The sequence below is a fragment of the Geomonas azotofigens genome (genome assembly GCF_018919395.1).
Lineage (GTDB): Bacteria > Desulfobacterota > Desulfuromonadia > Geobacterales > Geobacteraceae > Geomonas > Geomonas azotofigens.
This window is the reverse complement of the sequence record NZ_JAHLME010000004.1, coordinates 363,090-386,959: the sequence shown is the minus strand read 5'-3', so window position 1 is coordinate 386,959 and position 23,870 is coordinate 363,090. Positions and strand designations below refer to the sequence as shown.

General features: G+C 64.8%; 18 protein-coding genes. 5 read left to right on the top strand and 13 right to left on the bottom strand.

The genetic code is table 11. The annotated features are described in order from the left end of the window. Window positions 1-10: 10 nt before the first annotated feature. From KOL99_RS15845 to KOL99_RS15800, 10 genes are all read right to left on the bottom strand, one after another. Window positions 11-880 (bottom strand): diacylglycerol/lipid kinase family protein, encoded by an 870-nt coding sequence (locus KOL99_RS15845; protein WP_216511438.1) that lies wholly within the window; start codon window positions 878-880, stop codon window positions 11-13. A gap of 227 nt (window positions 881-1,107) precedes the next feature. Beyond that, window positions 1,108-3,543 carry a Lon protease family protein gene (locus tag KOL99_RS15840; RefSeq protein WP_216511437.1) on the bottom strand — a complete coding sequence of 812 codons (2,436 nt, stop codon included), beginning with the start codon at window positions 3,541-3,543 and terminating at the stop codon, window positions 1,108-1,110. A 29-nt stretch (window positions 3,544-3,572) separates the two neighbouring features. Next, complete coding sequence (gene lipB, locus KOL99_RS15835) at window positions 3,573-4,190, bottom strand: lipoyl(octanoyl) transferase LipB (protein ID WP_216511436.1); 618 nt, start codon at window positions 4,188-4,190, stop codon at window positions 3,573-3,575. A 1-nt stretch (window position 4,191) separates the two neighbouring features. Beyond that, a complete protein-coding gene (gene lpdA, locus KOL99_RS15830; RefSeq protein WP_216511435.1) occupies window positions 4,192-5,598 on the bottom strand; it encodes a dihydrolipoyl dehydrogenase in 1,407 nt (468 codons plus the stop codon). 36 nt (window positions 5,599-5,634) lie between these two features. After that, the gene (odhB, locus tag KOL99_RS15825; RefSeq protein ID WP_216511434.1) at window positions 5,635-6,927 is read right to left on the bottom strand and encodes a 2-oxoglutarate dehydrogenase complex dihydrolipoyllysine-residue succinyltransferase; all 1,293 of its coding nucleotides are present in this window, start codon (window positions 6,925-6,927) and stop codon (window positions 5,635-5,637) included. A 171-nt stretch (window positions 6,928-7,098) separates the two neighbouring features. Then, window positions 7,099-9,789, bottom strand: coding sequence for a 2-oxoglutarate dehydrogenase E1 component (locus KOL99_RS15820; protein WP_216511433.1), 2,691 nt, complete (start codon window positions 9,787-9,789; stop codon window positions 7,099-7,101). Between the two features lie 54 nt (window positions 9,790-9,843). Next, complete coding sequence (locus KOL99_RS15815) at window positions 9,844-10,221, bottom strand: DUF190 domain-containing protein (RefSeq protein ID WP_216511432.1); 378 nt, start codon at window positions 10,219-10,221, stop codon at window positions 9,844-9,846. 147 nt (window positions 10,222-10,368) lie between these two features. Continuing rightward, on the bottom strand, window positions 10,369-10,743 hold the full coding sequence (gene crcB, locus KOL99_RS15810) for a fluoride efflux transporter CrcB (protein WP_216511431.1): 375 nt from the start codon (window positions 10,741-10,743) through the stop codon (window positions 10,369-10,371). A 22-nt stretch (window positions 10,744-10,765) separates the two neighbouring features. Next, window positions 10,766-11,548: a hypothetical protein gene (locus KOL99_RS15805; protein WP_216511430.1), complete on the bottom strand. Its 783-nt coding sequence runs from the start codon at window positions 11,546-11,548 to the stop codon at window positions 10,766-10,768. A 13-nt stretch (window positions 11,549-11,561) separates the two neighbouring features. Further along, window positions 11,562-14,381, bottom strand: a complete 2,820-nt coding sequence (locus KOL99_RS15800) for an Rne/Rng family ribonuclease (RefSeq protein ID WP_216511429.1) — start codon at window positions 14,379-14,381, stop codon at window positions 11,562-11,564. Between the two features lie 567 nt (window positions 14,382-14,948). Here KOL99_RS15800 and KOL99_RS15795 point away from each other — a divergent pair. The 5 genes from KOL99_RS15795 to KOL99_RS15775 all read left to right on the top strand — a co-directional run bounded on the left by KOL99_RS15795 (window position 14,949) and on the right by KOL99_RS15775 (window position 19,990). Further along, complete coding sequence (locus KOL99_RS15795; protein WP_216511428.1) at window positions 14,949-15,437, top strand: hypothetical protein; 489 nt, start codon at window positions 14,949-14,951, stop codon at window positions 15,435-15,437. A gap of 24 nt (window positions 15,438-15,461) precedes the next feature. Then, window positions 15,462-15,926, top strand: a complete 465-nt coding sequence (locus KOL99_RS15790) for a DUF2721 domain-containing protein (RefSeq protein ID WP_216511427.1) — start codon at window positions 15,462-15,464, stop codon at window positions 15,924-15,926. A 21-nt stretch (window positions 15,927-15,947) separates the two neighbouring features. Next, window positions 15,948-16,724, top strand: coding sequence for an amidohydrolase family protein (locus tag KOL99_RS15785; protein WP_216511426.1), 777 nt, complete (start codon window positions 15,948-15,950; stop codon window positions 16,722-16,724). 156 nt (window positions 16,725-16,880) lie between these two features. After that, window positions 16,881-18,362 carry a hypothetical protein gene (locus tag KOL99_RS15780; RefSeq protein ID WP_216511425.1) on the top strand — a complete coding sequence of 494 codons (1,482 nt, stop codon included), beginning with the start codon at window positions 16,881-16,883 and terminating at the stop codon, window positions 18,360-18,362. Between the two features lie 83 nt (window positions 18,363-18,445). Beyond that, complete coding sequence (locus KOL99_RS15775) at window positions 18,446-19,990, top strand: LysM peptidoglycan-binding domain-containing protein (RefSeq protein WP_216511424.1); 1,545 nt, start codon at window positions 18,446-18,448, stop codon at window positions 19,988-19,990. 27 nt (window positions 19,991-20,017) lie between these two features. On the opposite strand, the gene KOL99_RS15770 is transcribed toward KOL99_RS15775, so the two are convergent. The 3 genes from KOL99_RS15770 to KOL99_RS15760 form a co-directional block, all read right to left on the bottom strand. Next, window positions 20,018-20,500 carry a rubrerythrin gene (locus tag KOL99_RS15770; RefSeq protein ID WP_216511423.1) on the bottom strand — a complete coding sequence of 161 codons (483 nt, stop codon included), beginning with the start codon at window positions 20,498-20,500 and terminating at the stop codon, window positions 20,018-20,020. 186 nt (window positions 20,501-20,686) lie between these two features. Further along, window positions 20,687-21,295, bottom strand: coding sequence for a LysM peptidoglycan-binding domain-containing protein (locus KOL99_RS15765; protein ID WP_216511422.1), 609 nt, complete (start codon window positions 21,293-21,295; stop codon window positions 20,687-20,689). A gap of 1 nt (window position 21,296) precedes the next feature. Next, a complete protein-coding gene (locus tag KOL99_RS15760; RefSeq protein WP_407931858.1) occupies window positions 21,297-23,666 on the bottom strand; it encodes a histone H1-like repetitive region-containing protein in 2,370 nt (789 codons plus the stop codon). Between the last annotated feature and the right edge of the window lie 204 nt (window positions 23,667-23,870).

The following is a 23,870-nucleotide window of genomic DNA, read 5'->3' as shown; positions in this document are numbered from 1 at the left end:
GTCGGGTATGTCACACCACCAGCCGCACCAGGTCCGGCACGGTCCGGACGGCAAGCGGCGTGGGGCAGACGTAGTCTCCATCCAGTTGCACGGCCTTCTCACCGGTGATCTCCAGGGACGCGGCGCTGAAGGAGGTGACGTGGCTGCTGAAGACGGCGGTGCCGTTCAAAAGTCCCAGGGCGAGCCCCAGGTAGGCCAGCCGCCCCCCTGAGATGCAGAGCACCTCGAAGCCGGGGGCGAAGAGGTCGGCCTTCGGGGCGAGCACGAAGTTGCCGCCGTACTTGGAGGCGTTGCAGACGATCACGCCGTGGCAGGAGACGCTTTTGCCGCCTCCGGTCACCGACAGGAGCGAGCCGTCCCAGTTCCAGAGGGTACGCAGCGCCGACAACACGTAGGCCCCCTTCCCCAGCGTCCTTTTCTCCGACAGCCGCACGTCGCGCACCACCGCCCCGTCGAAACCGGCACCGGCCATGAGCAAAAAGCGGCGGCGCTCCCCGCCGCGCACGATCTCGCCGACGGATATGGGGCGCGCCTCGCCACGGGCCAGGCGGTTAAGGGCATCGTCGACGGAGTCGATCTCCAGCTCGCGCGCCAGCACGTTCGAGGTACCAAGGGGGACCACGCCGAGGGTGGCCGCTCCGGGGGTGAGGCCGTTTAGGACACCGTTGATGGTGCCATCCCCCCCCGCCACCACGATCAGGGGATCGCTCTCTTCGGCGCAGATGCGCGCGGCGAAGCGGGCCGGGTCGGCGGCGCTTTGGGTGGGGAGGAGCTCCGGGGCGAGGCCCCGCCCGGCGAGCCCGGTCATGATGCGTTCGACTTTTTGCTGCGAGTAGGTCCCCGAGGTAGGGTTCACGATCAGGAAACAGCGTCTGGACAAGAGGTCACCTCGTTGCGGCGGTGCGGAAATGCGGAAATGGCAAGGGCCGCGGTCGCGGCCCTCGGAAGGTAGCAAAAAGGCGCAAAGGTTACAACAGTTTTAGCCTCGTCCCCTCCCCCGGAGGGGGAGGGCTAGGGAGGGGGAGTTCCTTCCGCGGCCCGGCAGGCGTCCCCCCTCCGGGGGGAGGAGTTGGCAGGCCCAGGGGAAGCCCGGCAGTTCGCCGCACGCTATTCCAGCATCTTCGCCGGCTCGTCTTTGCCGTCCTTGTCCTGCATCTGCAGCCGGCGCATGTTGTCCAGCATGGTCTTGAGCTTCTTCTGCACCAGGAAGTTGACGCTCCCCTCGGGATAGCTGCCGTCCTCGCCCGGGTTGCCGGCCGGGACGCCGGTCAGGATCTCGATCCCCTCCTCGACCCGGGACACGCTCCAGATGTGGAACATCCCCTCGGAGACCGCCTGCACCACCTCGTCGCTCAGCATCAGGTTGTGCTCGTTGATCTTGGGAATGATCACCCCCTGCTCCCCGGTCAGCCCCTTGGCCTTGCAGACCGCGAAGAACCCCTCGATCTTGTAGTTCACCCCGCCGATGGGCTGGATCTGGCCGTGCTGGTTGACGCTGCCGGTGACGGCGATCCCCTGTTTGACGGGAAGCCCGGAGAAGGCGGAGAGGAGCCCGTAGAGCTCGGCCGAGGAGGCGCTGTCCCCCTCGACCCCCTCGTAGGACTGCTCGAAACAGATGTGGGCGGAGAAGGAGAGCGGCTGATCCTGCCCGAACTTGCCGGCCAGGTAACCGGTCAGGATCAGCACCCCCTTGTCGTGGATCGGGCCGGAGAGCTTCACCTCGCGCTCGATGTTGACCATGCCGGCGCGCCCCTGGGAAACGCGGATGGTGAGACGCGAGGGCCTGCCGAAGGTGTAGTCACCCATGGTGATCACGGAGAGGCCGTTGATCTGCCCCACCACGCTCCCCTTGGTGTCGCACAGGATGATCCCCTGGGCCAGGTACTCCTGGATCCGTTCCTCGATGCGGTTGGAGCGGTAGGTCTTCTCGTGGATCGCCCGCTTGACCCAGGCGCGGTCCACCACCTGCGCCCCTTCCCGCTTGGCCCAGAAGCTCGACTCGCGGATCAGGTCGGAGAGCTCCATGAACTGGGAGGAAAGCCGCTCCTGGTCCTCCACCAGGCGCGAGGCGTGCTCCAAGAGCGCCGCGACGCCGGTGGGATCGAAGGGGAGCAGCCCCTCCTTGCAGCAATGGGCGGCGACGAACAGGGCGTAATCCTGCATCACCTCGGGGGTGCGGTTGATCTGGCTGTCGAAGTCCGCCTTGACCTTGAAGAACTTGCGGTAGTCGGGCTCCAGGTAGTAGAGCAGGTAGTAGATCCAGAGCGAGCCGATCATGACGATCTTGGCGTTGAGCGGGATCGGTTCGGGCTTGAGCGAGACCACGGTCATGAAGCGGTACTGCTCCAGGACGTCCTCGATCTTGATCTCCATGTTCCTGATGCAGCGCTTGAGCGATTCCCAGGCGAAGGGGTTGATCAGCACCTCGCGCGCGTCGAGGATCAGGTAGCCGCCGTTGGCGCGGTGCAGGGCGCCCGGTTTGATCAGGGTGAAGTTGGTGGTGGCCACCCCTCCCATCTGCATGATGTTCTCGATGCGCCCGAACAGGTTGTTGTAGGTGGGGTTGGACTCGAAGACGATGGGGGCGCCGTTGTCCGGGTTGTTCTCCACCAGGACGTTCACCTCGTAGCGCTCGAAGGTCGGCTCCTGCTTGGGGATCTTCAATCCGGGGATCTGCGGCGGGGCGACCTGCGGCTTGAAGTCCTCGAGGTTCAGGAGCAGATCCTCCTGGACGTCCTCCAGGTACTGCAGGATCTTGGCGAAGCCCTGGTACTTCTCCTTGAGCGGATTCAGGTGGTGCCCGACCGCGGAGAGCCCGAGCTCGCGGTCCAGCAGCGCCAGGGCGTCCCTGAGCGCCTTCTCGTTCTCGCGCACCTGGCGCAGCGCGTCGTTCAACTTCTCGGTCAGCTCGCGCCCCATCGTGTCCAGCTTTTCCCGCTCCTCCTTCTCGAGCGCCTCGTACTCCTCCTGGGTGAAGTTGCGCCCCTCCTTCTGCGGCACGATCACCAGGCCCGAGACGGTACGCTGCAGGGCGAACCCTTTCTCGCCCGCCTCCTGCTCCAGGTCGGAGAAGATCTCGCCGTTTCGTTCCTGGAAGCGCTCGATGATGGAGACGCGGTTGGTCTCGTACTCCTTGCTTTCCAGGGCGGTGGGGACGTTGGCGCGCATGTAGTCCAAAAGCTCGCGCATGTCCGCCGCGAAGCCGCGCCCCATCCCGGCGGGGAGGGCGATGGCCAGGGGCGCGTCCGGGGTGTGGAAATTGTTGACGTAGCACCAGTCGCTTGGGGGGCAGGTGCCCTTGACGAACTTCTTCAGTATCTGCCGGATGGTGGAGGTCCTTCCGGTACCGGGGTCGCCGGCGAGATAGATGTTGAAGCCGTTGTTGGACATGCCCAGGCCGAACTCGATGGCGGCGAGAGCCCGGTCCTGGCGGATGTTCCCTTCCAGGCCGGCTATGTCTTCGGTGGTCTTGAAATTGAAGAGGGCGGGATCGCAGACCCAGCGGAGCTTCTCTACGGGGACTCGGCAATCGGTTTCGGACACGGGAGCCTCCTTGCGAGCAACGGCAACGATTAACTGCGCGGCAGGTGCGATTCGAGCAGCGCTGCGAATCGTTCCCCGGCCAAGGCTTTCAGTTCCTTTACGGTGATCTCCTGCCGACGCTCAAGGGTGAGCGAGGTGATGCGGCACTCGGGCATGCCGCAGGGGTTGATATTACCAAACGCTGACACGTCTGCAGCGGCGTTGAGCGAGAAGCCGTGCATGGAGACCCAGTGTCTGACGCCGACGCCGATGGCGGCGATCTTGCCGTGGGGGGTCCAGACGCCGGTCTTGCCCGGAACGGTGAAGCCCGCGACGCCGAGGCTGGCACAAAGCTCCACCAGGAATTGTTCCAAGAAACGAAGGTAGCGGTGCAGGTCGCGCCCGCGCCGCCCCAGGTCGAGAATGGGATAACCCACCAGCTGCCCCGGCCCGTGGTAGGTGACGTCGCCGCCGCGGTTGACGCGGTGCGCCTCTATCGCCGGGTCGAGCACGTTGCCGGGATTGCCTCCGGCGCCGATGGTATAGACGGGGTGGTGTTCCAGCAGGAGCAGCGTCTCCGCCCCTCCTTTTTGTACCTCGAGCACCAGGTGATCCTGCAGCGCGAGCGCCTCCCGGTACTCGATCAGGCCGGCATCGCGGACGACCATGTCAGCCGTGGATGGCGCGCTTGTCCAGATCGAGCGCCGCCTCCTTCATCACCTCGGAGAGGGTGGGATGGCCGTGCACGGTGAGGGCGATGTCTTCGCCGCTGCCGCCGAAAGCCATCACGGTGACCGCCTCGGCGATCATGTCCGAGGCGCGCGGCCCCAGGATATGCACGCCCAAGAGCCGTCCCCCTTCCGCCTCGGTGAGGAGTTTCACGAACCCTTCGGTCTCGTCCATGCACTTGGCGCGGCCGTTGGCGATGAAGCTGAACTTGCCGGTCTTGTAGGCGATTCCCTCTTCCTTGAGGGCCTCCTCGGTCTTGCCCACCGAGGCCGCCTCGGGCCAGGTATAGCAGACGCCGGGGATGCAGCCGTAATCGACCTGGCTCGGCTCGCCGTGCATCCTTTCAACGCAGACCGCCCCCTCTTCCATCGCCTTGTGCGCCAGCATGGGACCGGCGATGAGGTCGCCGATGGCGTAGATCCCGGCGACATTGGTGGCGTAATCGGCATCGACGCGGATGCGGCTGCCGTCCATGGCGATGCCCAGCCCCTCGAGGTTCAACCCTGCCGTGAGCGGCCTGCGTCCCACCGCCACGAGGACCTTGTCGCACGAGATCTCCCGGGTCTCCCCCTCGGCCTCGACGCGCGCCACGAGCTTGCCGTCTTTCTTTTCGACCGCGGCCACCTTGGCGCCCAGCATGAAGGTCATCCCCTGCTTCTTCAGGGAACGCAGCAGGGCCTCGGCCACCTGCCCGTCGCTGCCGGCGACCAGCCGGGGGAGAAGTTCCACCACGGTCACCTTGGCCCCCAGGCGCAGCCAGACCGAGCCGAGCTCCAAGCCGATGTAGCCGCCACCCACCACCAGGAGATGCTCCGGGACCGCCGGGAAGGAGAGCGCCTCGCGGGCGCTGACCACCGATTCGCCGTCAAAGGGAAGGGTCGGGATCTGCACCGCTTCGCTGCCGGTGGCAAGGATCACCTTCTTCGCGCTGATCACCCTGGTCTCCTCGCCCTTCACTTCGACCCGGTGCGTGCCGTTCTCGGGGGAGAGCAGCGTCCCGGTGCCGAGGAAGCTGACGATCTTGTTTTTCTTGAACAGGAAGGCGATGCCGTCGGTGAGCTTCTTCACCACGTCGTCCTTGCGGGCCATCATCTGGCCGAGGTTGAGCGTTGGCGGCTGCACCTCGATGCCGTGGGCGGCGAAGCGGTCCCTGGCCAGGTGATAGAGCTCGCTGGAGTCGAGGAGCGCCTTGCTGGGAATGCACCCCTCGTTCAGGCAGACGCCACCCATGGAGTCGCGTTTTTCCACCACGGCCACCTTCATGCCGAGCTGTGCGCCCCTGATGGCGGCGACGTATCCGCCGGGGCCGGCGCCGATGACGATGAGATCAAAGGTTTCTTCTGACATCTTTTCCCTCCAGATGTTGAATCAAATCCGTTGCCGCTAGCATTCCAGCAGCATCTCCTCCGGGTCCTCGATGTATTCCTTGACCCGCTTCAGGAAACCGACGGCGCCCTGGCCGTCGACGATGCGGTGATCGTAGGAAAGGGCAACATACATCATGGGGCGGACCACCACCTGGCCATCCACCACCACCGCGCGCTCCTGGATGTTGTGCATGCCGAGCACGCCGGACTGGGGCGGGTTGAGAATGGGGGTGGAGAGCATGGAGCCGTAGATGCCGCCGTTGGAGATGGTGAAGGTCCCCCCCTCGAGGTCGGCAAGGGCGATGCGGTTGGTGCGGACCTTTTCCGCGAAGCCGGCGATGGCCTGCTCGATCTGCGCCAGGCTCAGTTTTTCGGCGCTCCGCACTACCGGCACCACCAGTCCGCGCTCGCTCCCCACCGCGATGCCGACGTCGCAGTAGTTGTGGTAGACGATGTCGCCGCCGTCGATGCTGGCGTTGACGTCGGGGAACTCCTGCAGCGCGGCGCAACAGGCGCGCACGAAGAGGGACATGAAGCCGAGCTTCACGTTGTGGCGCTTCTGGAAGTGCTCCCCGTGCTTCTTCCTGAGCTTGATCACCTCGCTCATGTCGACCTCGTTGAAGGTGGTGAGCATGGCGGTGTGCTGGCGCACCGAGACCAGGCGCTCGGCGATCCGCTTCCTGATCTGCGACATCGGCTTGCGCACGACGCGCCCGGATTGGTCTGCGGGTGGCACGGCAGCCGTGGCCTGCTGGGCGGGTTCGGGGATCGCGGCCGGTTTGGGCGCCGCGACGGGTGCGGCCGGGGCGACCGGCGCAGCCGGAGCCTCGGGCTCGGCGGCCTCAGCCCGTGCGCCCTGGGCCTTGATGACATCCTCGTTGGTGATGCGGCCGCCGCGCCCGCTCCCCTGGACCGCGCCCGGCTCGACCCCCAACTCGCGCGCGAGCTTTCTTCCCGAGGGTGACATGGGTGCGGCCGTCCCCGGCTTCGCCTCGGCCTTGGCGGTGGCGGCGGGCTTGCCGGCGGGTTTCACGGCAGCGGCGCCCTTTCCTTCCGCCTGCGCCGATTCGGCGGCCTGGCCGCGCGCGTCGACAGTGCCGATGACGGCGCCGATCTTAACCGTCTCGCCTTCCGCCGCGGTGATGTTCAGCACGCCGTCCGCCTCCGAGGTCACTTCGAGGGTGATCTTGTCGGTCTCGATCTCGCAGAGCGGCTCGTCCTTGGAGACGACGTCCCCCGTCTTCTTGAGCCACCTGGCGATGACCGCCTCGTACACCGACTCGCCAACCGCGGGCACCTTGATATCCATGCGCTTCTCCCTTCTCTTTAAAAGCCGTTCTACGTTCTATGTTCTATGTTCTACGTTGACGGCTTTAACTCGTTGGCGTTCTGCGTGTCGCGGTACTACATTGAAAGACACCGCACAGTCATGGTTTGCGGGGTTAACGTAGAACTTAGAACGTAGAACATAGAACGTGTTTCAGATTTTGAGAGCTTCGTCCACGATGCGCTCCTGCTCGACGCGGTCCAGACGGTGCGAGCCGGAGGCGGGCGCTGCGGCATCGGGACGGCCGACGTACCTCGGCACGGTCCCCAAAAGCTCGTAGAGGGGCTCGTGAATGAAACGCCACGCACCCATGTTGCGCGGTTCCTCCTGGACCCAGGTGAACCGGGCGCCGGAGGGGTAACGCTGCAGCTCGTCGCGCAACTGCTCGACGGGAAGCGGATAGAGCTGCTCGATCCGCAAGAGCGCGTGTCCCTGCAACTGGTCCTTCCTGATCCGCCCCAGGAGGTCGTAGTAGATCTTGCCGCTGCAGATCAGCACCTGCCGCACCGCCTCGCCCACGGCAGGCTCCGCGATCACTTCCCGGAAGCTGCCGGAGCTGAGCTCCTCGAGCCGGGAGACGCAATCGGGATGACGCAACAGGCTCTTCGGGGTGAAGAGGACCAGCGGCTTGCGAAAGGGCTGCAGCATCTGGCGGCGCAGCACGTGGAAAAGTTGCGCCGGCGTGGTGGGGTAGACCACCTGAATGTTCCCCGCCGCGGCGAGCTCGAGGAAGCGCTCGATGCGGGCACTGGAATGCTCCGCCCCCTGCCCCTCGTAACCGTGCGGCAGCATCAGCACCAATCCGCTGGAGCGCTCCCACTTGGCCTCGCCGCTCACCAGGAACTGATCGATGATGACCTGCGCGCCGTTGGCGAAGTCGCCGTACTGGGCCTCCCAGATGGTGAGCGCGTCGGGGGCCTCGAGGGAATAGCCGTACTCGAAACCGAGCACCGAGAACTCGGCGAGCATGCTGTCAAAGGCGCAGAAGCGCGCCCCCTTCTCCAGCACGCTGCAAAGGGGCAGGTAGGTCTCCCCGGTCTGCTGGTCGAAAAGGGTTGAGTGACGGTGGCTGAAGGTGCCGCGACGGACGTCCTGGCCGGAAAGCCTGATCGAGACGCCCGAGGAAAGAAGCGAGGCGTAGGCGAGGGTCTCGACGTTACCCCAGTCCAGCGGTCCCCCCTTGATGGCGGCGTCCTGGCGCTTTTGCAGCACCGCGGCGACCTTGGGGTGCGGCTGGAACCCCTCGGGGATCCGCGCCAGTTGCTCGGCAAGCTCCAGGAGGGTGGCGGCGGCAACGGCGGTGGGAACGGCCACCTTGGCGACTCCGGGCTTCATCCCGCTCCAGCGGGCCAGGAAGGCGGACTCGACCGGTGCGGCCTGCCGCTCGCCGGCCTGCGCCAGGCGCTGCACCACCTCGTTCTCGATCGCCTTCAGCTCCTCCTCGGGGACCCCTTCGGCGAGGAGCTCCATCTCGTAGAGCGAGTGCAGCTGCGGACGGAGCTTGATCTGCTGGTACATGAGCGGCTGGGTGAAGTAGGGCTCGTCCCCTTCGTTGTGCCCGTGCCTGCGGTAGCAGATCACCTCGACCACCACGTCCTTGCGGTAACGATCCCGGTAGGCGACCGCCAGCTCGGTGACGTGCACCACCGACTCGGCGTCGTCCCCGTAGACGTGGAACACGGGGGCCTGGACCATCTTGGCGACGTCGGTGGCGTAGTGGGTGGAGCGGGCATCGGCGGCGCTGGTGGTGAAGCCGATCTGGTTGTTGAGCACGATATGCAGGGTGCCGCCGGTCCGGTACCCGGCCAACTGGGAGAGGTTCAGCGTCTCCGCGACCACCCCCTGCCCTGAGAAGGCGGCGTCGCCGTGGATCAGCAGCGGCAGCACCCTCCCCTCCCCCTCGTCGCCGATGCGGTCCTGGCGGGCGCGGCATTTCCCCTGCACCACCGGATCGATCGCCTCCAGGTGGCTCGGGTTGGAGGTGAGCGTGAGATGTACGGTGCCGCCCCCCTCGACGGGGAGGTCGACCGAGAAGCCCTTGTGGTACTTGACGTCCCCCTCGCCCACCACGCCGTACTCCGCGTTGTCGGAGAACTCGGCGAACATGTTCTCGTAGGGCATCCCGAAGATGTTGCACAGGACGTTCAGGCGGCCGCGGTGCGGCATGCCGAAGATGACGTCGGTGACGCCGAGCGAGGCGGCCTTGGCGACGGCGGCATCGAGCAGCGGAATGAGGATGTCGCCGCCTTCCAGGGAGAACCGGGTCTGGCCGGGGAACCTCTTGTGCAGCTCACGCTCGAAGAGCGCGGCTTCCTTGAGCTTTTTGAGCAAGAGCAGCCGCTGCTCGGGCGTGAAGAAGCCGCGGTTGCCGCCCGGCTCCATGCGGTCGATGAGCCATTGGCGCTCGTCCGGGTCCTGGATGTGCATGAATTCGACGCCGACCGAACCGCAGTAGGTGCTGCGCAGCACCTGCAGGATCTCCTTGAGCGTGGCGCTGCGTCTCATGAAGCGCCTGGTGACGAAGGTCGTGTCGAGGTCGGCGGGCTCCAGCCCGAAGGCGGAAAGGGAAAGCAGAGGATGCTCGATCTGGCAGGGGGAAAGCGGATCGGTACAGGCGAGGAGGTGCCCGATGTCCCGGTAACGGTAAATGAGAGACTGGACGGCGGACTGTTTCAGCGCCTCGTCCCCCCCGGGGGCCACCGAGGCGCCGGCAGGCCGCGCCTCGGCCAGTTCAAAGCCGGTGAAGAATGCGCGCCACTCCTCGGAAAGCTGCTGCGGGTCGCGCCTCCACAGCTCGTACTGGCTCTCGATCCACTGGGGGGTCAGGTTTTCTAATATGCCCATCTATCCGCTCCTTTTCATGAACAAGGTGAGAGTGTAGCAGATGGGGTCCTCGTTTCAAGCCGAGCGCTTCTTGGCGTAGCGCCAGACCTGTACCTTCTCCAGGGTGATCATGCCGCCGTCCATCATCGTCTCCACGGTCGGGAGAACCGCCTCCACGCGCGCCCTCGCGTCGACCACCTCGATCACCATGGGGAGGTCGGTGGAGAGCCGCAACAGGCGGTCCGTGTGGTACATGCTGTGCGCCCCGAACCCGGCCACGCCGCGCAGCACGGTGGCCCCGGCGAAGCCCTCGGTGCGGAACAGTTCCACCAGCGCCTCGTACAGCGGGATGTGCTTGTACTTGTCCCGCTCTCCAATGAAGATCCTCAGCAGCACCTGCTCACCGAGCATCCCTTTTCTGTCACTCTCCTGGCTCATGTCCCTGTCCTTCATATGTCGCTCCTTGGGGAATAGTATGTTTCAAAGCGGTGCTTCACGGCAGCTGCGCCGGGAGGAGCTCCGCAGCGCGGCCCCGCGCGAGATGCCGGTGGTGTTGGGGGCCGCACAGGCGGCCTAAGGCTTGGCTTTCTTGGCCTGAAGCTACAGCCAGCGCGCCACCATGATGCCCAGCCAGGTGCAGAGAAGGCAGGACAGCACGCTCAGCATGATGTTGGCAAAGGCCAGCAGCAGCGCTCCCTCCTCGATGAGACGGAAGGTTTCCAGGCTGAATGTCGAAAAGGTGGTAAGCCCGCCGAGGAAGCCCACGGTGAGGGCGAAACGGAGCGTGGGGGGGACGAGGGCGCTCCTGATGGAAAACTCCATGATGAGTCCGATCAGGAAGGCGCCGATCACGTTGACGGCAAGGGTGCCATAGGGGAAGGCGTTGCCGCAGACCCGGTACACGAAGCCGGAGAGAAAATAGCGAGACAGACAGCCGAGCGCGCCCAGAAGGGCTATGTAGATCACCTGCTCCATTGAAAAACCGTAGTGCCGTAGGCTAGAAGGTCCAGCCCAGCCTCATCCCGAAGATGTCGGAGGAGGAGTCGGGCTGGAAGTACGCGGTCCCCTGCACCATCTTGAGATCGGACTGGTGGAAACGGAACCCCTCGTAGTAAAGGTTGAGGCTCAAGGAGCGATAGGAGGCGCCAGCCTCGGCGAACCCGCTCCACCTCCCCTTGGGACGGAAGGTGGTTTCGCCGCTGCCGGCGAAGTCGACGGTGTTGCCCACGTAAAAGGGGTACTTGGCGCCGCCACAGGCGGTCATTTTCACCCCGGCCGCGGTGGTCGCGGCACGGGCTCCCACCCGGCCGTACCCCATGGTCCAGGCCTCGGTATAGCCGGAGACCGGTGTGCCGTCGGGGGTGCTGGAATCCTGCAGGTCCCTCAGCCAATAGCGATAGCCGAGGCCGCCGAAGGGCTCGACGACCAGGGCCGCGGAGCGCAGGCGGTAGCCGACATCCACCTCCGCGTTGGCGCCGAGGTAGGTGACATGGGTGCGCACCGGGGCCGGATCGGGCGCCTGCGTCTCGCCGCGATAGCCGACCTCCGCCCCGAAGAGCTCCCCCTTCCCTCTCAGGGTGAGGGAGGCATCGGTCACGGACCCGACCCGCGCGCCCACGGAGAAGAGCGGTCCCTCTTCCTTCAACAGCCTCCTGCCGTTGATGCGCTCCTGCCAGGTGAAGTACTGCGTGGAAAAATACGGCGTCAGTTCTTCCAGCGTTGCCGCAGCGGCTGGCAGGGCGCAGCAAAGGACGATGACGACGAACAGGAGTGTCCTCATTGCATCCTCACGGTCAGGCGGGTGTCTCTTCTTTTTTCTTGCGCGGAGCCCTGGTCTTCTTGGGCTTCTCCTCTGTCGCCGCGGCGGGTTCAGCCGCTTTCCTGGCGCGCTTGGCGGGAGCCTTCTCCTTGTCCTTTGCCGCCGGGGCGGGCTTCGACTCGGCAACGGGGGCGCCGGCGCCGGTTTCCTTGGACGCCTTGACGGCCCTTGGCTGCTTCGGTTCCTTGGCCGTCTTGGTTGTCTTGGCGTCCTTGGCTTCCATGGCCACTTTCGGCGCCTTGGCCGCTTTCTCCTCTTGCGCCTCCCTGGGCGCCGGCGCGGCCTTGGGCTCCGCCTCTTTCACCTCTTTCGCCGCCTTTGGTTTCCCGGCGGCCTTGGCGGCCTTGGGTTTCGCAGCCGGTGTTTCGGCGGCCGCTGCCGTCGCCTCGCTCGCCGCAGGCTTGGCGCTCTTCTTCCTTTTCGCCTGGACCGGTTTTTCCTGCGGCGCTGCCGGCTCGGCGGCCGGTGTGGCGGCGGGTGCCGCCGGTGCCGCGGTGGCCTCCACGGCGCTCTTCGCCTTGCGTGGAGCACGGGCCTTCTTCTCGGGCTTGGCCGCCTCGACTGGCGCGGATTGGCCCGGCTGCGAGTGGTGCGATGCGGCCGCCTCGGTCGGAGCGGTCGCGGCCGCCACGCTGGCGGCAACCACCTCGGGCGCGCCCTCGGTCGCGGCACCCTTGCCACGGCCCCTTCTCTTGCGCGCGGGCTTCTTCTCGGCGGCCTCGCCAGCCTCGGCGACCGGCACGGCCTGCACCGGTGCGGCGGCCGCCGGCACCTCGCCGGCGTCCTGCGGGAACTCGCCCTGCTTCTGCTCGCCCGCCAGCGCCTCGTGGCCACCCTTGCCGCGCCGTCTCTTGCGGCGGCGCTTCTTCTTCACCTCTTCGCCCGGCTCATGATGCTCATGATGCTCATGATCTGCGCCCTGCGCCGCAGCCTGCTCCACCACCGCGCCCTCTTCGGGCAGTTCGGCGGGAGCTCCGCCGTGAAGCTCGACGGTCGCCTCCGCGGCGTGCTCGGCACCCCCCTCGGCGGCTCCACCCTTGCCCCGCTTGCGCTTGCGCCGGCGCTTCTTCTTGTGCTCCTCCGGCTCCGCCTCCAGCGTCACCACCTGCGACGCGCCGGTGGGCTCCTCGATCAGCGCGACCGGCACCGCCTCGGCGGCGTGCGCTACGGCCTCCGGCTCCTGGGCCTTTTTCCCCTTCTTCTTTTTCTTGCGCCCGTCGGCGGGCTCCGCGGCCGGCTGCTCCTCCTTGGCCAGGGCCTTCACCTGGTGCGGTTTTTCCTGCGGCAGTTCCTCCTGCGACACTTTCTCCCGCTTGACCAGTTCGAGCTCCATCTGGTTCAACAGGTAGGACGGCTTCCCCTTCACCGTCACCTCGATGTCGTAGTCGTTCTCGATCTGGGAAAGTTCGTGACGCTTGCGGTTCAGGAGGTAGTAGGCCACCTCGAGCGGCAGGCTCCCCACCACCTCGCCGATGGTTCCCTTGGCGGCGGCGGCGTGCACCTTCCTCAGGAAGGAAAGGGCCATCGCCTCGACCGACTTCACCTTGCCCCTGCCGTCGCAGTGCGGACACTCCAGCGTGCTGGCCTGGTTCAGGGTCTGGCGGATGCGCTGGCGGGACATCTCCAGGAGCCCGAACTCCGAGATGCGCGCCACGTTCACCCGCGCCTTGTCCGCCTTGAGGGCGTTCTTGAGGGTCTTCTCCACCTCGGCGTTGTGCTTTCTGTCGCGCATGTCGATGAAGTCGATGACGATGAGCCCCCCCAGGTCGCGCAGCCTGAGCTGGCGCGCCGCCTCCTCGGCGGCCTCCAGGTTGGTCTTGAAGGCGGTGTCCTCGACCCCCTTCTCGCCGGTGGACTTGCCCGAGTTGACGTCGATGGAGACCAGCGCCTCGGTCGGCTCGATGAAGATGGAGCCCCCGGATTTGAGCGGCACCTTCTTCTCGTAGATCAGGTCGATCTGCTCCTCCAACTGGTAGCGCGAGAAGATGGGGCGCTTCTCCTGGTGCATCTTGACCAGCTTCTCGAAGGCGGGATCGATCTCCTTCAAGGCGTCGCGCACGTCCTTGAAGACGTCCTTGCTGTCGACCAGGACCTCGTCGATGTCGGCGGAGAAGTAGTCGCGGATGGTGCGGATGATCAGCGCGGACTCCTGGTAGACCATGCCGGCCCCCTTCATCCCCGCCCCTTGCGCCCGGATCCCCTCGTACAGGGCGATCAGGCTGTCCAGGTCCTTTTGCAGCTCGTCGCGGGTGCGCCCCATCGCCTCGGTGCGGATGATGTAGCCGTACCCCTCGGGGATGGTCATCTCGGCGATGATTTCCTTGAGCTTCTTGCGCTCACCCTCGGCTTCCACCTTGCGGGAGATGCCGGAGGAATCGCTCCCCGGCATGAGCACCATGTAGCGCCCCGGCAGCGAGATGTAGGTGGTGAGGGCCGAGCCCTTGTTGTCGCGCTCTCCCTTCTCCACCTGGACGATCAGTTCCTGCCCCCTCCTGAGCACCTCCTGGATGCGCGGGCGGCGATGGCGCTGTTCCTCGGGGATGTCCTCACGCCACTTCCAGTTCTCCGGGTGCAGCTCGCCCATCTGCAAAAAGCCGAGCTTCTTGAGCCCGATATCCACGAAGGCGGCCTGCAGTCCCGGCTCAACGCGGACCACCACCCCCTTGTAGATGTTGCCGCGCGTCTGTTCGTTGCCGGCAATCTCGACATCCAGGTCCACAAGGCGACCGTCCTCGACGATCGCCACCCGCGCCTCTTCTGCGTGAAGCGCATTGATCAGCATCTTCTTTGACATATATACGTTGTTCCCTTTCCTTTAGGGGTCGCGGGAGCCGGTCCCATCAGGACCACGGCACCCATCACGCCCAGTTTGTGATCACGCCGGCAGGGCCGGTCGTGTCTTCTCTTATATGCATCCCCGATAAGGAGCCGGGGCTGGCAAGATTAATGAAAACCGAGTGATTATAGCAGAGTTTTTTTCTCCCGCACCATAAAAAAGCATAGTGACCACGCGGCATTGTACCGCGCCGGTCCGTCCCCGCGCGCCTTAGCGCCCTGACGCCCCTTTGCCCATGAGGACGCGGAAGCGGCGGCGCACATGAAATACTCCGCCGTTTCAACCCCTTAGCGCGACCGGCCCCTTCGGGTGCGGCCACCCGGCGGAGCGGCCGCGAAGGAATGCGACGCCGGCCGCGGTGTGCGAAAAAGGAGGGGCACGCGGCGCCGCACACCTCCGCCGCGAACGCGCCCCCATGCCACATCACGGGACCGCCTCCCGCATTTACCTGTTTATGGCGCTCAAGAATTGTGTTATGGATTCCTCTGCCGGCCACTGCCGGCCTGATCACGCCGAGGTAGCGCCATGCAGGAAACCAGAATCGACGCCACAGCGCTCAACCCGATCTACCTGGAAATGGGTGCCGCGGTCCAGGATTGCCAGAGGATCGAGCTCTACATCTCCTTCATCGTCACGCTCCTGATCGATCTGAGCGACGGCGACCTTACCGAGGAGGAGTTCCGCGGCTCCATGGAGTCGCTCGGGGCCCAGACCATGGGGCGCCTCATGGAGGAGATCAAGCAGAAGGTCGGTTTCACCGACGATTCGGTGCACGCGCTCCGAAGGGCCTTGAAGGCGAGGAACTTCCTGATCCACCGCTTCTACAACGAGCGCTCCGACCTGCTTTTGACCAACGAGGGGCGCGAAAAGGCGCTCCGGGAGATCCGCGCCAAGAGGTCGCAGCTCAACACCGCCAACGCCATGCTCGATCCGGTGATGAAGGACCTGATCAGGTTGAAGGGGATAGACATGGACCAGGTCAGGACGGAGCTGGAACAACGATTCGAGACCTGAAGAGGATTCACAAGGAGAAGATTGATGCTGCGCGATTCCCAAACCATCGGCACCATGGCCCACGTCATCCAGCTCTCGGTCGCCCCCGTGTTTTTGCTCACCGCGATCGGCACCATGCTGAGCGTGATGACCAACCGGCTGGCGCGGGTCATCGACCGCGCCCGTTTCCACGAGGGGAAACTGGAGCACGCCGAGCCCGAGGCGGCCCCCCGGCTGCATGCCGCCCTCGCCGTCCTCAAGCGCCGCGCCGACCTGATCGGCCACGCGATCTTTTTGTGCACCGCCACCGCCGTCTTGGTCTGCACCGTCATCGCCATGCTCTTCATCGGCGACTACCTGCGCTACGACATCTCGCTTCCGGTCGCGCTTTTTTTCATCATTGGTATGATCCTCATGGTGTCGGGGCTGGTCTGCTTCCTGCGCGAGATCTTCATCGCCAAGGCGAGCCTCCAGATCGGCCCGAACCAGGATATCAGCCGGCGCCACTGAAAGCGCCGGAGGAGGGAGCAGATGGACCTTCCCGTCTTCGACAGCCACTTCCATATCATCGACCGCCGCTTTCCCCTGGTGGAGAACCAGGGCTACCTCCCCGACGACTTCACCTGCCATGACTACCTGCGCCGCACGGCGGCCATGAACCTCGCTGGCGGCGCCATCGTCTCCGGCTCCTTCCAGGCCCTTGACCAAACCTACCTGGAAGACGCCCTGGCCACGCTGGGACCGCGCTTCGTGGGGGTGACCCAGCTCCCCGCCGGCGTCAGCAACGAAGAAATACTGCGCCTGGACAACCTCGGGGTGCGCGCGGTGCGCTTCAACATCAAGCGCGGCGGATCGGAAAAGGTGGAGCACCTGGACCGGATGGCGCGCCGGGTCCATGAACTGGCAGGGTGGCACGTCGAGCTCTACGTCGACTCCCGGCAGCTCCCCGGGCTCGCCCCCATCCTGGCGGCGCTTCCCGCGGTCAGCATCGATCACCTCGGGCTCTCCGGGAGCGGCCTCCCCGCCCTGCTGGCACTGGTGGAGCGCGGGGTCCGCGTCAAAGCCACGGGCTTTGGCAGGGTCGACTTCGGCGTCGCCGGCGCCCTCCGGGACATCTGCCGCGTCAACCCCGACGCCCTCATGTTCGGCACCGACCTCCCCTCCACCCGGGCGCCGCGCCCCTACCAGGACCAGGACCTGCGTCTCATACTCGACACGCTCGACATCGATCAGGCCCGGAAGGTTCTTTGCCAAAACGCGATCGAGTTCTATCGCCCCGCTTCCAGTAAAGCGGCGCCGAATAATTAACCCTTCTTTACCGTATTAGTCCAAAATAATTTTGACGTTTGCAGGAATTTGTATTAAAAACAAACAGCGTCCAACACTTCAGATTCAGGCGGTATGGCTACATCCAGTTTTTTGAAACATGATATATTGACCCTCATTCATAAACATGGATATTGAATGGCCGAGATCTTCTTCATTGCCAGTGATGAACGTGCACTTGATCTTATCGAGAGCCTGCGGATCCAGTCTCCGAAAAGCCTCACCTTTGAGACGGACCTTCCTAGTGCCATCAGGAGGCTGCCCAAGGAGCACCCCCGCTACGTTTTCATCCAGAGCAGCCTGGACGGGATCCCTTGCGAGGAGATCGCGACCCAGACCCGGGAGCTGGTGACCGACCCCTCCGTGCAGTTGATCCTTCTCGACGAGAACGGGACGCCGGGGCGCCTCCCCGCCGGCTTTGACCGCTCTTTCAGCCTCGCCCTCCCCACCTCGCGCCTGAGCGCCGAGGTGCTGCAGCTGCTGACGATGGAAGTCGTCGCCGAAATATCACCCAAGTCCCCAACCGATTTTTCCGACCTCTCCGACCTTGCCGACATCCCCGACCTTTTCACCATGGAGGAAAGGCCCGAGTTCGAGATACCCGACTTCGACGACGGCGCCTTCGAGCCGCATCTCGCCCCGCTGTGGCCGGTCCAACCCGAGACCCGACCGGTGAGTGACGCGGCAAAGGGGTCGACGGCAGCCCCGCGTGCGGCCAAAGAGGCGGACGCCGCTCCCACCGAGGAGATCGGCTTCTTCGTATCGGAGCCGGCACCGCCCCCCCCGCCTGCGCGGCCGTCGCGGCAGGAAGCTCCGACGGCGCCGGTCATCCCGGCAGCCGAGGAGCCGCAGGCGGGTCAGGAAGCGACCGCTGAGCCCCCCGCCAAAGCGTCCAAACACCCGAAGTCTCTGTACCCGACCCCCGACCAGATCTACCGTAAGCCGCCCGAACTCTGCGGGGAAGCCCTGGAAGAAGATGACACCGAGCCAGCCCCCGAGGCGGCCGACGGCAGGAACAGCGGCACCCTCGTCAAGGGGCTCGCGATCTTCGGCGTCGTGGCGCTCGCCCTGGGCGTGGTGGTCTGGCAGCGATCGAAGCCGGAACCGGCGCGGCCTTCGCCCGGGACCACCACGGCGGCCACGGCACCCGCACCGGCAGCGCCCCCCCCGACCGCCGCGACGCCCCGACCCGCTGCGACGCCCCAACCGGCACCGGCGACAGCCCAACCCGCACCGACTGCGCGGCAGGGACGCGACAGCCTGCCCCATTTTGTCCCCGCCGTTCCCGCCGACGCCGCCTACGCCGCCGCCCACCCGGGGTGGGAGCTGTACCGGGGGGACGGGAAGCAATTCAGGATCTACCGGGAGCAGGGCAAGCTCAGGGCCATCCAGGTGCTGGCCGAGGGGGGACGCGAGCTCGACGAGAGCCTGATGGGGAGCTACTTCAAGGAAGCGACCGGAGCCAACCTCCCGGGCAAGGGCGAGGCGCGCGAAGGAAAGGGGCTCGTCATCGAGACCAGAAAGGCCGGCAACGGTGCCGAAATCGCGATCTACCGGGACGCCTCGGAGCGGCGCATCCGCGGCCTCGTGCTGCAGTTGCCGGACAGCGGTCACAAGTAGGCGCATCGAACGCTTTTAAAACATCCACCTCACTTTGTAGTGTCATGCTATCGCCTACGGCGGTAACCATTTTGGGAGTTTGCATGCTGGTTAGTCTCGACAAGAAACAACTGGGCCTGGCCCTTATCCTGCTGGGCGCTTTTCCGTTAACCTCCTACTCCATCGACAAGAAGTTCGAGATCGAACCTGCGGCGCTGGCCAAGAAGTACCCCATGCCGGCGCCTCCCGCCCAGAAAGCGAAGCCGGCGCCAAAGCCGTCCGGCACGGTGACGTACAAGGTGAAGCGCGGCGACTTCCTGTACCGGGTGCTGGCCAGGGAGTACGGCATCACCGGCGACCGCGCCGACGCGGTGGCCTACCGGGTCAAGTCGGCCAACCACCTCACGGACATCCGCAGGCTGCGGGTGGGGACCACGCTGTTGATCCCGCTGGACGCGACCGAGCATATCGGCAAGTCGAAGCCCCGTCGTGCAGTCAAGGTCGCCGCCAAGTCGGGCCGGGGTGCCGCGCCGGAGGCGAAAGGCAAGGGCGGCACCATGATGTTCTTCAAGGCCCCGGTGTCGCGGCCGGAGGGTCTGCAGAGCGCGACGTACAACCCCGAAACGGTGCAGGACGCGGCGAAAGTCTGGCCGCAGCTGGTCCCGAACGCCCCCTCCAGCAAGGCCCAGCTCGATTACCTTTCCAGCGCCTTCTCCCTCTCGCTCGATCCGCAGCGGTACCCGGTGCTGGCGGCGCAGGACGGCGGCACCATCCTGGTCGATGCCGGCGCGTCGCTGCCGCCGCTGATCAAGTCGCTGCTCCAGGAGAAAAACCCGCAGTTGACCGTGGTCTCCGAGCGTCCCGACAATCCGCGCGCCTTTTACCGCGCCCTGCTGAACGCCGCCCGCTTCTATTCCTTCGAGGAGGACTTCCTGGTCGACTTCGGCACCGACTGCAAGGTGATCGTCCAGGCCGACTTCAAGATCGAGAAGAGCCAGGACAGCCTGCTGCGCCAGGACATCACCCTGCTCAAGGTCCCGGGCAAGCGCCCGGCCACGCCGCAGGCTCTGGTACGCCTGCTCGCCTCGCACGGCTTCAAGCTGGTGGAGACGCCCTCGACCGCCCCCATCATCACGGGGAGGCCGGACGACAGCGTGCTGTACCAGATCCCGGAGAAGGATCCCAGGGGGATCGCGGACGCGCTCCTGGAAGCCCTCGGCATCCGGTTCCAGGCCGACAAGAGCATCGACCTCTACGCCGACGACAACAACGGCGTGCGGCTGGAGATCCCCGTGTACCGCTACTTCGAGAAGAACGGCAAGCGCTACGTGCTGGCGCGTTTCCAGGGAGACCCGCTCGGCGACTCGCTCACCAACCTCTTGGAGGGGAAGGGTTACCAGGTGATCCCGGTGCAGGACCACGACGATTTGCAGAGCCTGTCCGACAAGCTGCTGAACCGGCTGGACGTCGCCGGGCGCTATGGCGAGCAGGAACTGTGGTCGCTTTGGGAGAAGGGATACGGGGTGCGCATGCCTGGCGTCATGCTCAACGACGCCAAGGGGGGGAGGATCTTCATCACCGACCGCAAGGTCGATCCGCTGGTGCGGGAGCTGGCGAAATTGAACGGCTACCGTCAGGAAACCCGGTAGCCGCGTGGTGACTTCTCAGTAGCCGGGCTAGTCCCGGCCGAGCTGCTTGTAGGCGTTTTGCAGAAGCTCCATCTGGTCGCGATTCATGATGGCCAAGAACCACTTCTGGTACGACTCGGTGAACTGCACCACCTTTTCCATGGTGATGCGGTCCAGGGTCCGTTCCAGATCCATGGCGAGTTGGAGAGCCTCCCGGACCTCGGGGGGCTCTTCTTTTGCCAGCTCGAGCGAGGCGCGCACCTTGGCGAGGATCTCTTCGGCCTCCGCCAACTCCAGGTGCACCCCCGCGATCACATCGTCCAGCGCGAGCTTGCCGACCAGGGTCAGCAGCCTGGCCCGGTTTTCCCGCTCCAGGGCGCTCTTCAGCCAGATGTAAAAGATCTCCCGCTCGTCCTTGAACAGGTTGGCGAAATAGTGATAGAGCTCGGCGCAGGTGAACTCCGCCCTCTCGCATACCCCCAAGACCTGCCCCGCACCTGCCGCCACACGGAACGCCATCGCTTCTTGCATTTCAAAACCCTCCTATTCAAAAAACGTCATAAATACATATCATTACAAAAGGTTTCACCTCTGCCCGTCCAGTTCGCACCTGTAGCGGCAGGGTCTGTAGCGGAGCTTGGCGCTTCGGCTACTGGTGCCCCCGCGCGCGTGTCGCGGTGTCGGTGTGGGTCTGGAAGCGGGCGGAAGAGGTGGTAGTTACTCCCCGGATAAGTGCAGGAGGCAGTCCGCGCGGTACAGGGAGGCATCCGCGGCGAACCTGGAACGGGGAAACTTGCGTAAAAAATCGTTGAAGCGGGCCAGGGCCTCGCGGTAATCACGGTCGAGATAGGAGCGCTGGCTCCTCTGGAACAGGTCCTGTTCGCCCGGCTTGACGGACGTGCTTTCCACGGAGGCGGCATGCTTCCGGGTCGCCGACCGGCGTGCCGCAGTTCGGGGCTTGGCCTCCCCGGCCGGCACCGACTTCGCCGACTTCGCCGACCTGGCTGGCTTGACCGCCTGTCCCGCCGGCACCGGAACCAGCAGCTTCTCGCCGGGATGGATCAGGTCGGGATTCTTTATCTTGTTGAAGACGAGCATCTGCGGGAAGTAGTCGGATACCCCGATGTGCTTCCTGGAGAGCTTGGCGAGCGTGTCGCCGCGCTTGACCGTCACCGTGCGAACCAGGACACCATCCTTGGGAGACGCCGGTGCCTCAGCACTCGTGGCCTCCTTCGGCGTGTAGAGCAGCATCTCTTCGGCATGCCCGGCGGTGCCGCAGACAAGCAAAACGAGGCTGCCAAGGATGACGATGCGGCGGTTAGCCATCTTAGTACCTGTTCCCGAGAAGATCCTGGTAGGTCAGCGAGTTCTTCATCTGCACGCTGGTGCCGACGGCGATGCCCGGCTTCACGCGATAGGTTACCTTGATGTTGCGCTTTTCGCCAGCGCCGAGCTCGTCGAAGCGCCAGACATAGACACCGTTGTCGAACCTGCTGAAGGACGGATCCGCCGCGACCAGTTCGAGCTGCGCCGGAAGGACGCTCTGCAGGGTGACCTGCTTGGCCAGGTTGGAGCCGCGGTTGACGCAGTTGATTTCCAGCGAGGAGACCTCGCCCGGCTTCAGTTTGCCGCCGCGCGCGGCCAGGCTCAATTCCAGCACCGGGCGGGAGTAGGCCAGTTGCAGGTGGACGGCGGCGGAGCGGTCCGGTGCATTCTCCGACTCGAACCGGACCGAAGCGGAAGCCGCACCACCATCGGCCGCGCTGACCGGTGTCTCGATCTCGAGGACGACATACGCCTCTTCCTTGGGAGAGAGGGGGCCGACGTGGTTGATGATGGGTTCGCTGGTCTGGCGTTTGCCGTCCCGGTTCACGTCCTCGTAGAAGTTGTAGGTGGCATTGGCGGGAGCGTTCGCCTTGATGGAGAACACTTCGCGGACGTTGCCGGTGTTGGTGACGACCAGCGGCACCGAGACGGTCTGGCCGGGGATGACGACCAGCTTGCCGGCGCCGGCCCTGGCGGTGACGCCGCTCACCCTCTGCACGACGGTGGTGGCGGATACGAAGGATTCCTTCTTGTCCAGTTCGCCATTGAGGAGGTCCGCCCTGACGAGCAGCTCCTGGTCCGCGAGCGCCTCGTCCTTGAGACGGAAGGTGACGTTGAGGTCCTGGCTCTCGCCCGACTTGAGCCGCATGGCGTCCATGACCAGGGCGCCCTCTTCCTGCTTGAATCCCGACGGCAATGCCACCGGCTCGTACTGCGACGGGTAGTTGAGGCGGAAGGTTACGCCGCGAGCCGCCGCGCTGCCTATGTTGAGCAGGGAGACGCGGTAGGAAACCTTCTCGCCCGGCAACAGCCTGGTCTTATCGGTCTTCACCACGCCCCTGAGCAGCGGCGCGGAGGTGGTCATAGCGATCTCCCGGGTCTGCGACGCCTCCCTGGCGAAGGAGGAGGTGACCTTCACGGGGTAGCTGTTCTTCTGTCCGTCGATATTGGCGCGCGGGACGGTGCCGACTCCGAGCAACCGGAACTTCTCCCCGACGGCGAGGGTGGGAGTCTTGGCGATGGCGACATCCGGAGTGGACGCGGCGGCGAAGTGGAAGCCGTACTCCGGCGGGAAGCCGGATTCAAGATTGAAGCTGTCGCTGCCGTTCCCGGTATTGACGACCACCATGGGAATGGCAAACTGCTTGCCTGCCTCCAGCGTCTCCGCGGCAGCTCCGAGCTCGACATCGAGATCGGCGAACTGGGCCACCTCGATTTCGAAGACCTGGGTCACTTCTCCCGACGATGCGGTCGCGCCCGTCCCCTTGACTACCGGATACTGAATCCCCATCTGCAGCAGTTTCGCCGATGCGTTGGACGCGGCCGGGGTGCCGGGATAGCGATCGATGACGTCCTTGTAAGCTGCGATGGCCTTCTTGCGAAGAGCGGCCGACTTCCCTTTCTCGGCAGAGGCCTTCTTCGCCTTTGCGTTTTTCTTCACCTCGGTCTTCTGGGCGACAGCCTTCTCTGCGACAGCCTTCTCTGCGACAGCCTTCTCTGCGACAGCCTTCTCTGCGACAGCCTTCTCTGCGACAGCCTTCTCTGCAGCAGCCTTCTCTGCAGCAGCCTTCTCTGCAGCAGCCTTCTCTGCAGCAGCCTTGTCGGCGGCGGCTTTGTCGGCGGCGGCTTTGTCGGCTGCGGCTTTGTCGGCTGCGGCTTTCGCTGCTGCGGCCTTTTCAGCGGCTGCTTTCTCTATGACGGCTTTGTCTATCGCCGGTTGCGCAGCGGGTTTCGGCGCGGCAGCGATAGGCTGACCCTTCTGATATTTATCAGCGAGCTGGAGCAACTCGTCTTCGACGGTCGCTTTCAGCGGGCTCTCGGGATAGTCATGGAGGAACTGCGCCATGTACTTGCCGGCCTCGGCGTTGTTGCCGACCTTGTAGTGGGCCCTGGCGAGCCAGAAAATCGCCATGTCTTTGAGCGGCGTTTCCGGATACTTCTTGAGCAGCCCCGACATGTTGTCGATCGCGGTCTTATAGTCTCTTTTCTGATAGGCGTTGAACCCGGTGATGAAGATTTGTGAGTCGTCAGAATCGAGAGAAAAGGCGGGCGCGGGCAGAAGGAGCGCTATGAGAAGCAGGACTGCTGGAATTTTCGAGAATGAGGCACGGAAAATCTTATAAAGATGCACGTGTTGAACCTTTCCGGGCATAAGGTATAAAGCGTTGAACGTGTCGGAAAGTATCATCATAGACAACTATTGTCAACGCAGAATGGCCCCACTCCGAATCCCTGTCAAACCTGTGTTTGCGCTACTTTGGACCGTTTACCATGTGCAGAGAGACAGCCCCCTCCGGAGGTGACGAGAGGATGATGACAGGCTTTGAGCTGAACCGTTTTCGCTTTACCTGTAAGA

What these genes read in the sequence shown, in the direction of transcription:
- KOL99_RS15805 (WP_216511430.1), bottom strand. Translation starts at nt 11,548, where the DNA reads ATGAGGACACTCCTGTTCGTCGTCATCGTCCTTTGCTGCGCCCTGCCA.
- KOL99_RS15790 (WP_216511427.1), top strand. Translation starts at nt 15,462, where the DNA reads ATGCTGCGCGATTCCCAAACCATCGGCACCATGGCCCACGTCATCCAG.
- KOL99_RS15770 (WP_216511423.1), bottom strand. Translation starts at nt 20,500, where the DNA reads ATGCAAGAAGCGATGGCGTTCCGTGTGGCGGCAGGTGCGGGGCAGGTC.
- KOL99_RS15800 (WP_216511429.1), bottom strand. Translation starts at nt 14,381, where the DNA reads ATGTCAAAGAAGATGCTGATCAATGCGCTTCACGCAGAAGAGGCGCGG.
- KOL99_RS15815 (WP_216511432.1), bottom strand. Translation starts at nt 10,221, where the DNA reads ATGAAGGACAGGGACATGAGCCAGGAGAGTGACAGAAAAGGGATGCTC.
- lpdA (WP_216511435.1), bottom strand. Translation starts at nt 5,598, where the DNA reads ATGTCAGAAGAAACCTTTGATCTCATCGTCATCGGCGCCGGCCCCGGC.
- KOL99_RS15775 (WP_216511424.1), top strand. Translation starts at nt 18,446, where the DNA reads ATGCTGGTTAGTCTCGACAAGAAACAACTGGGCCTGGCCCTTATCCTG.
- lipB (WP_216511436.1), bottom strand. Translation starts at nt 4,190, where the DNA reads ATGGTCGTCCGCGATGCCGGCCTGATCGAGTACCGGGAGGCGCTCGCG.
- odhB (WP_216511434.1), bottom strand. Translation starts at nt 6,927, where the DNA reads ATGGATATCAAGGTGCCCGCGGTTGGCGAGTCGGTGTACGAGGCGGTC.
- KOL99_RS15760 (WP_407931858.1), bottom strand. Translation starts at nt 23,666, where the DNA reads ATGCCCGGAAAGGTTCAACACGTGCATCTTTATAAGATTTTCCGTGCC.
- KOL99_RS15765 (WP_216511422.1), bottom strand. Translation starts at nt 21,295, where the DNA reads ATGGCTAACCGCCGCATCGTCATCCTTGGCAGCCTCGTTTTGCTTGTC.
- KOL99_RS15820 (WP_216511433.1), bottom strand. Translation starts at nt 9,789, where the DNA reads ATGGGCATATTAGAAAACCTGACCCCCCAGTGGATCGAGAGCCAGTAC.
- crcB (WP_216511431.1), bottom strand. Translation starts at nt 10,743, where the DNA reads ATGGAGCAGGTGATCTACATAGCCCTTCTGGGCGCGCTCGGCTGTCTG.
- KOL99_RS15795 (WP_216511428.1), top strand. Translation starts at nt 14,949, where the DNA reads ATGCAGGAAACCAGAATCGACGCCACAGCGCTCAACCCGATCTACCTG.
- KOL99_RS15780 (WP_216511425.1), top strand. Translation starts at nt 16,881, where the DNA reads ATGGCCGAGATCTTCTTCATTGCCAGTGATGAACGTGCACTTGATCTT.
- KOL99_RS15785 (WP_216511426.1), top strand. Translation starts at nt 15,948, where the DNA reads ATGGACCTTCCCGTCTTCGACAGCCACTTCCATATCATCGACCGCCGC.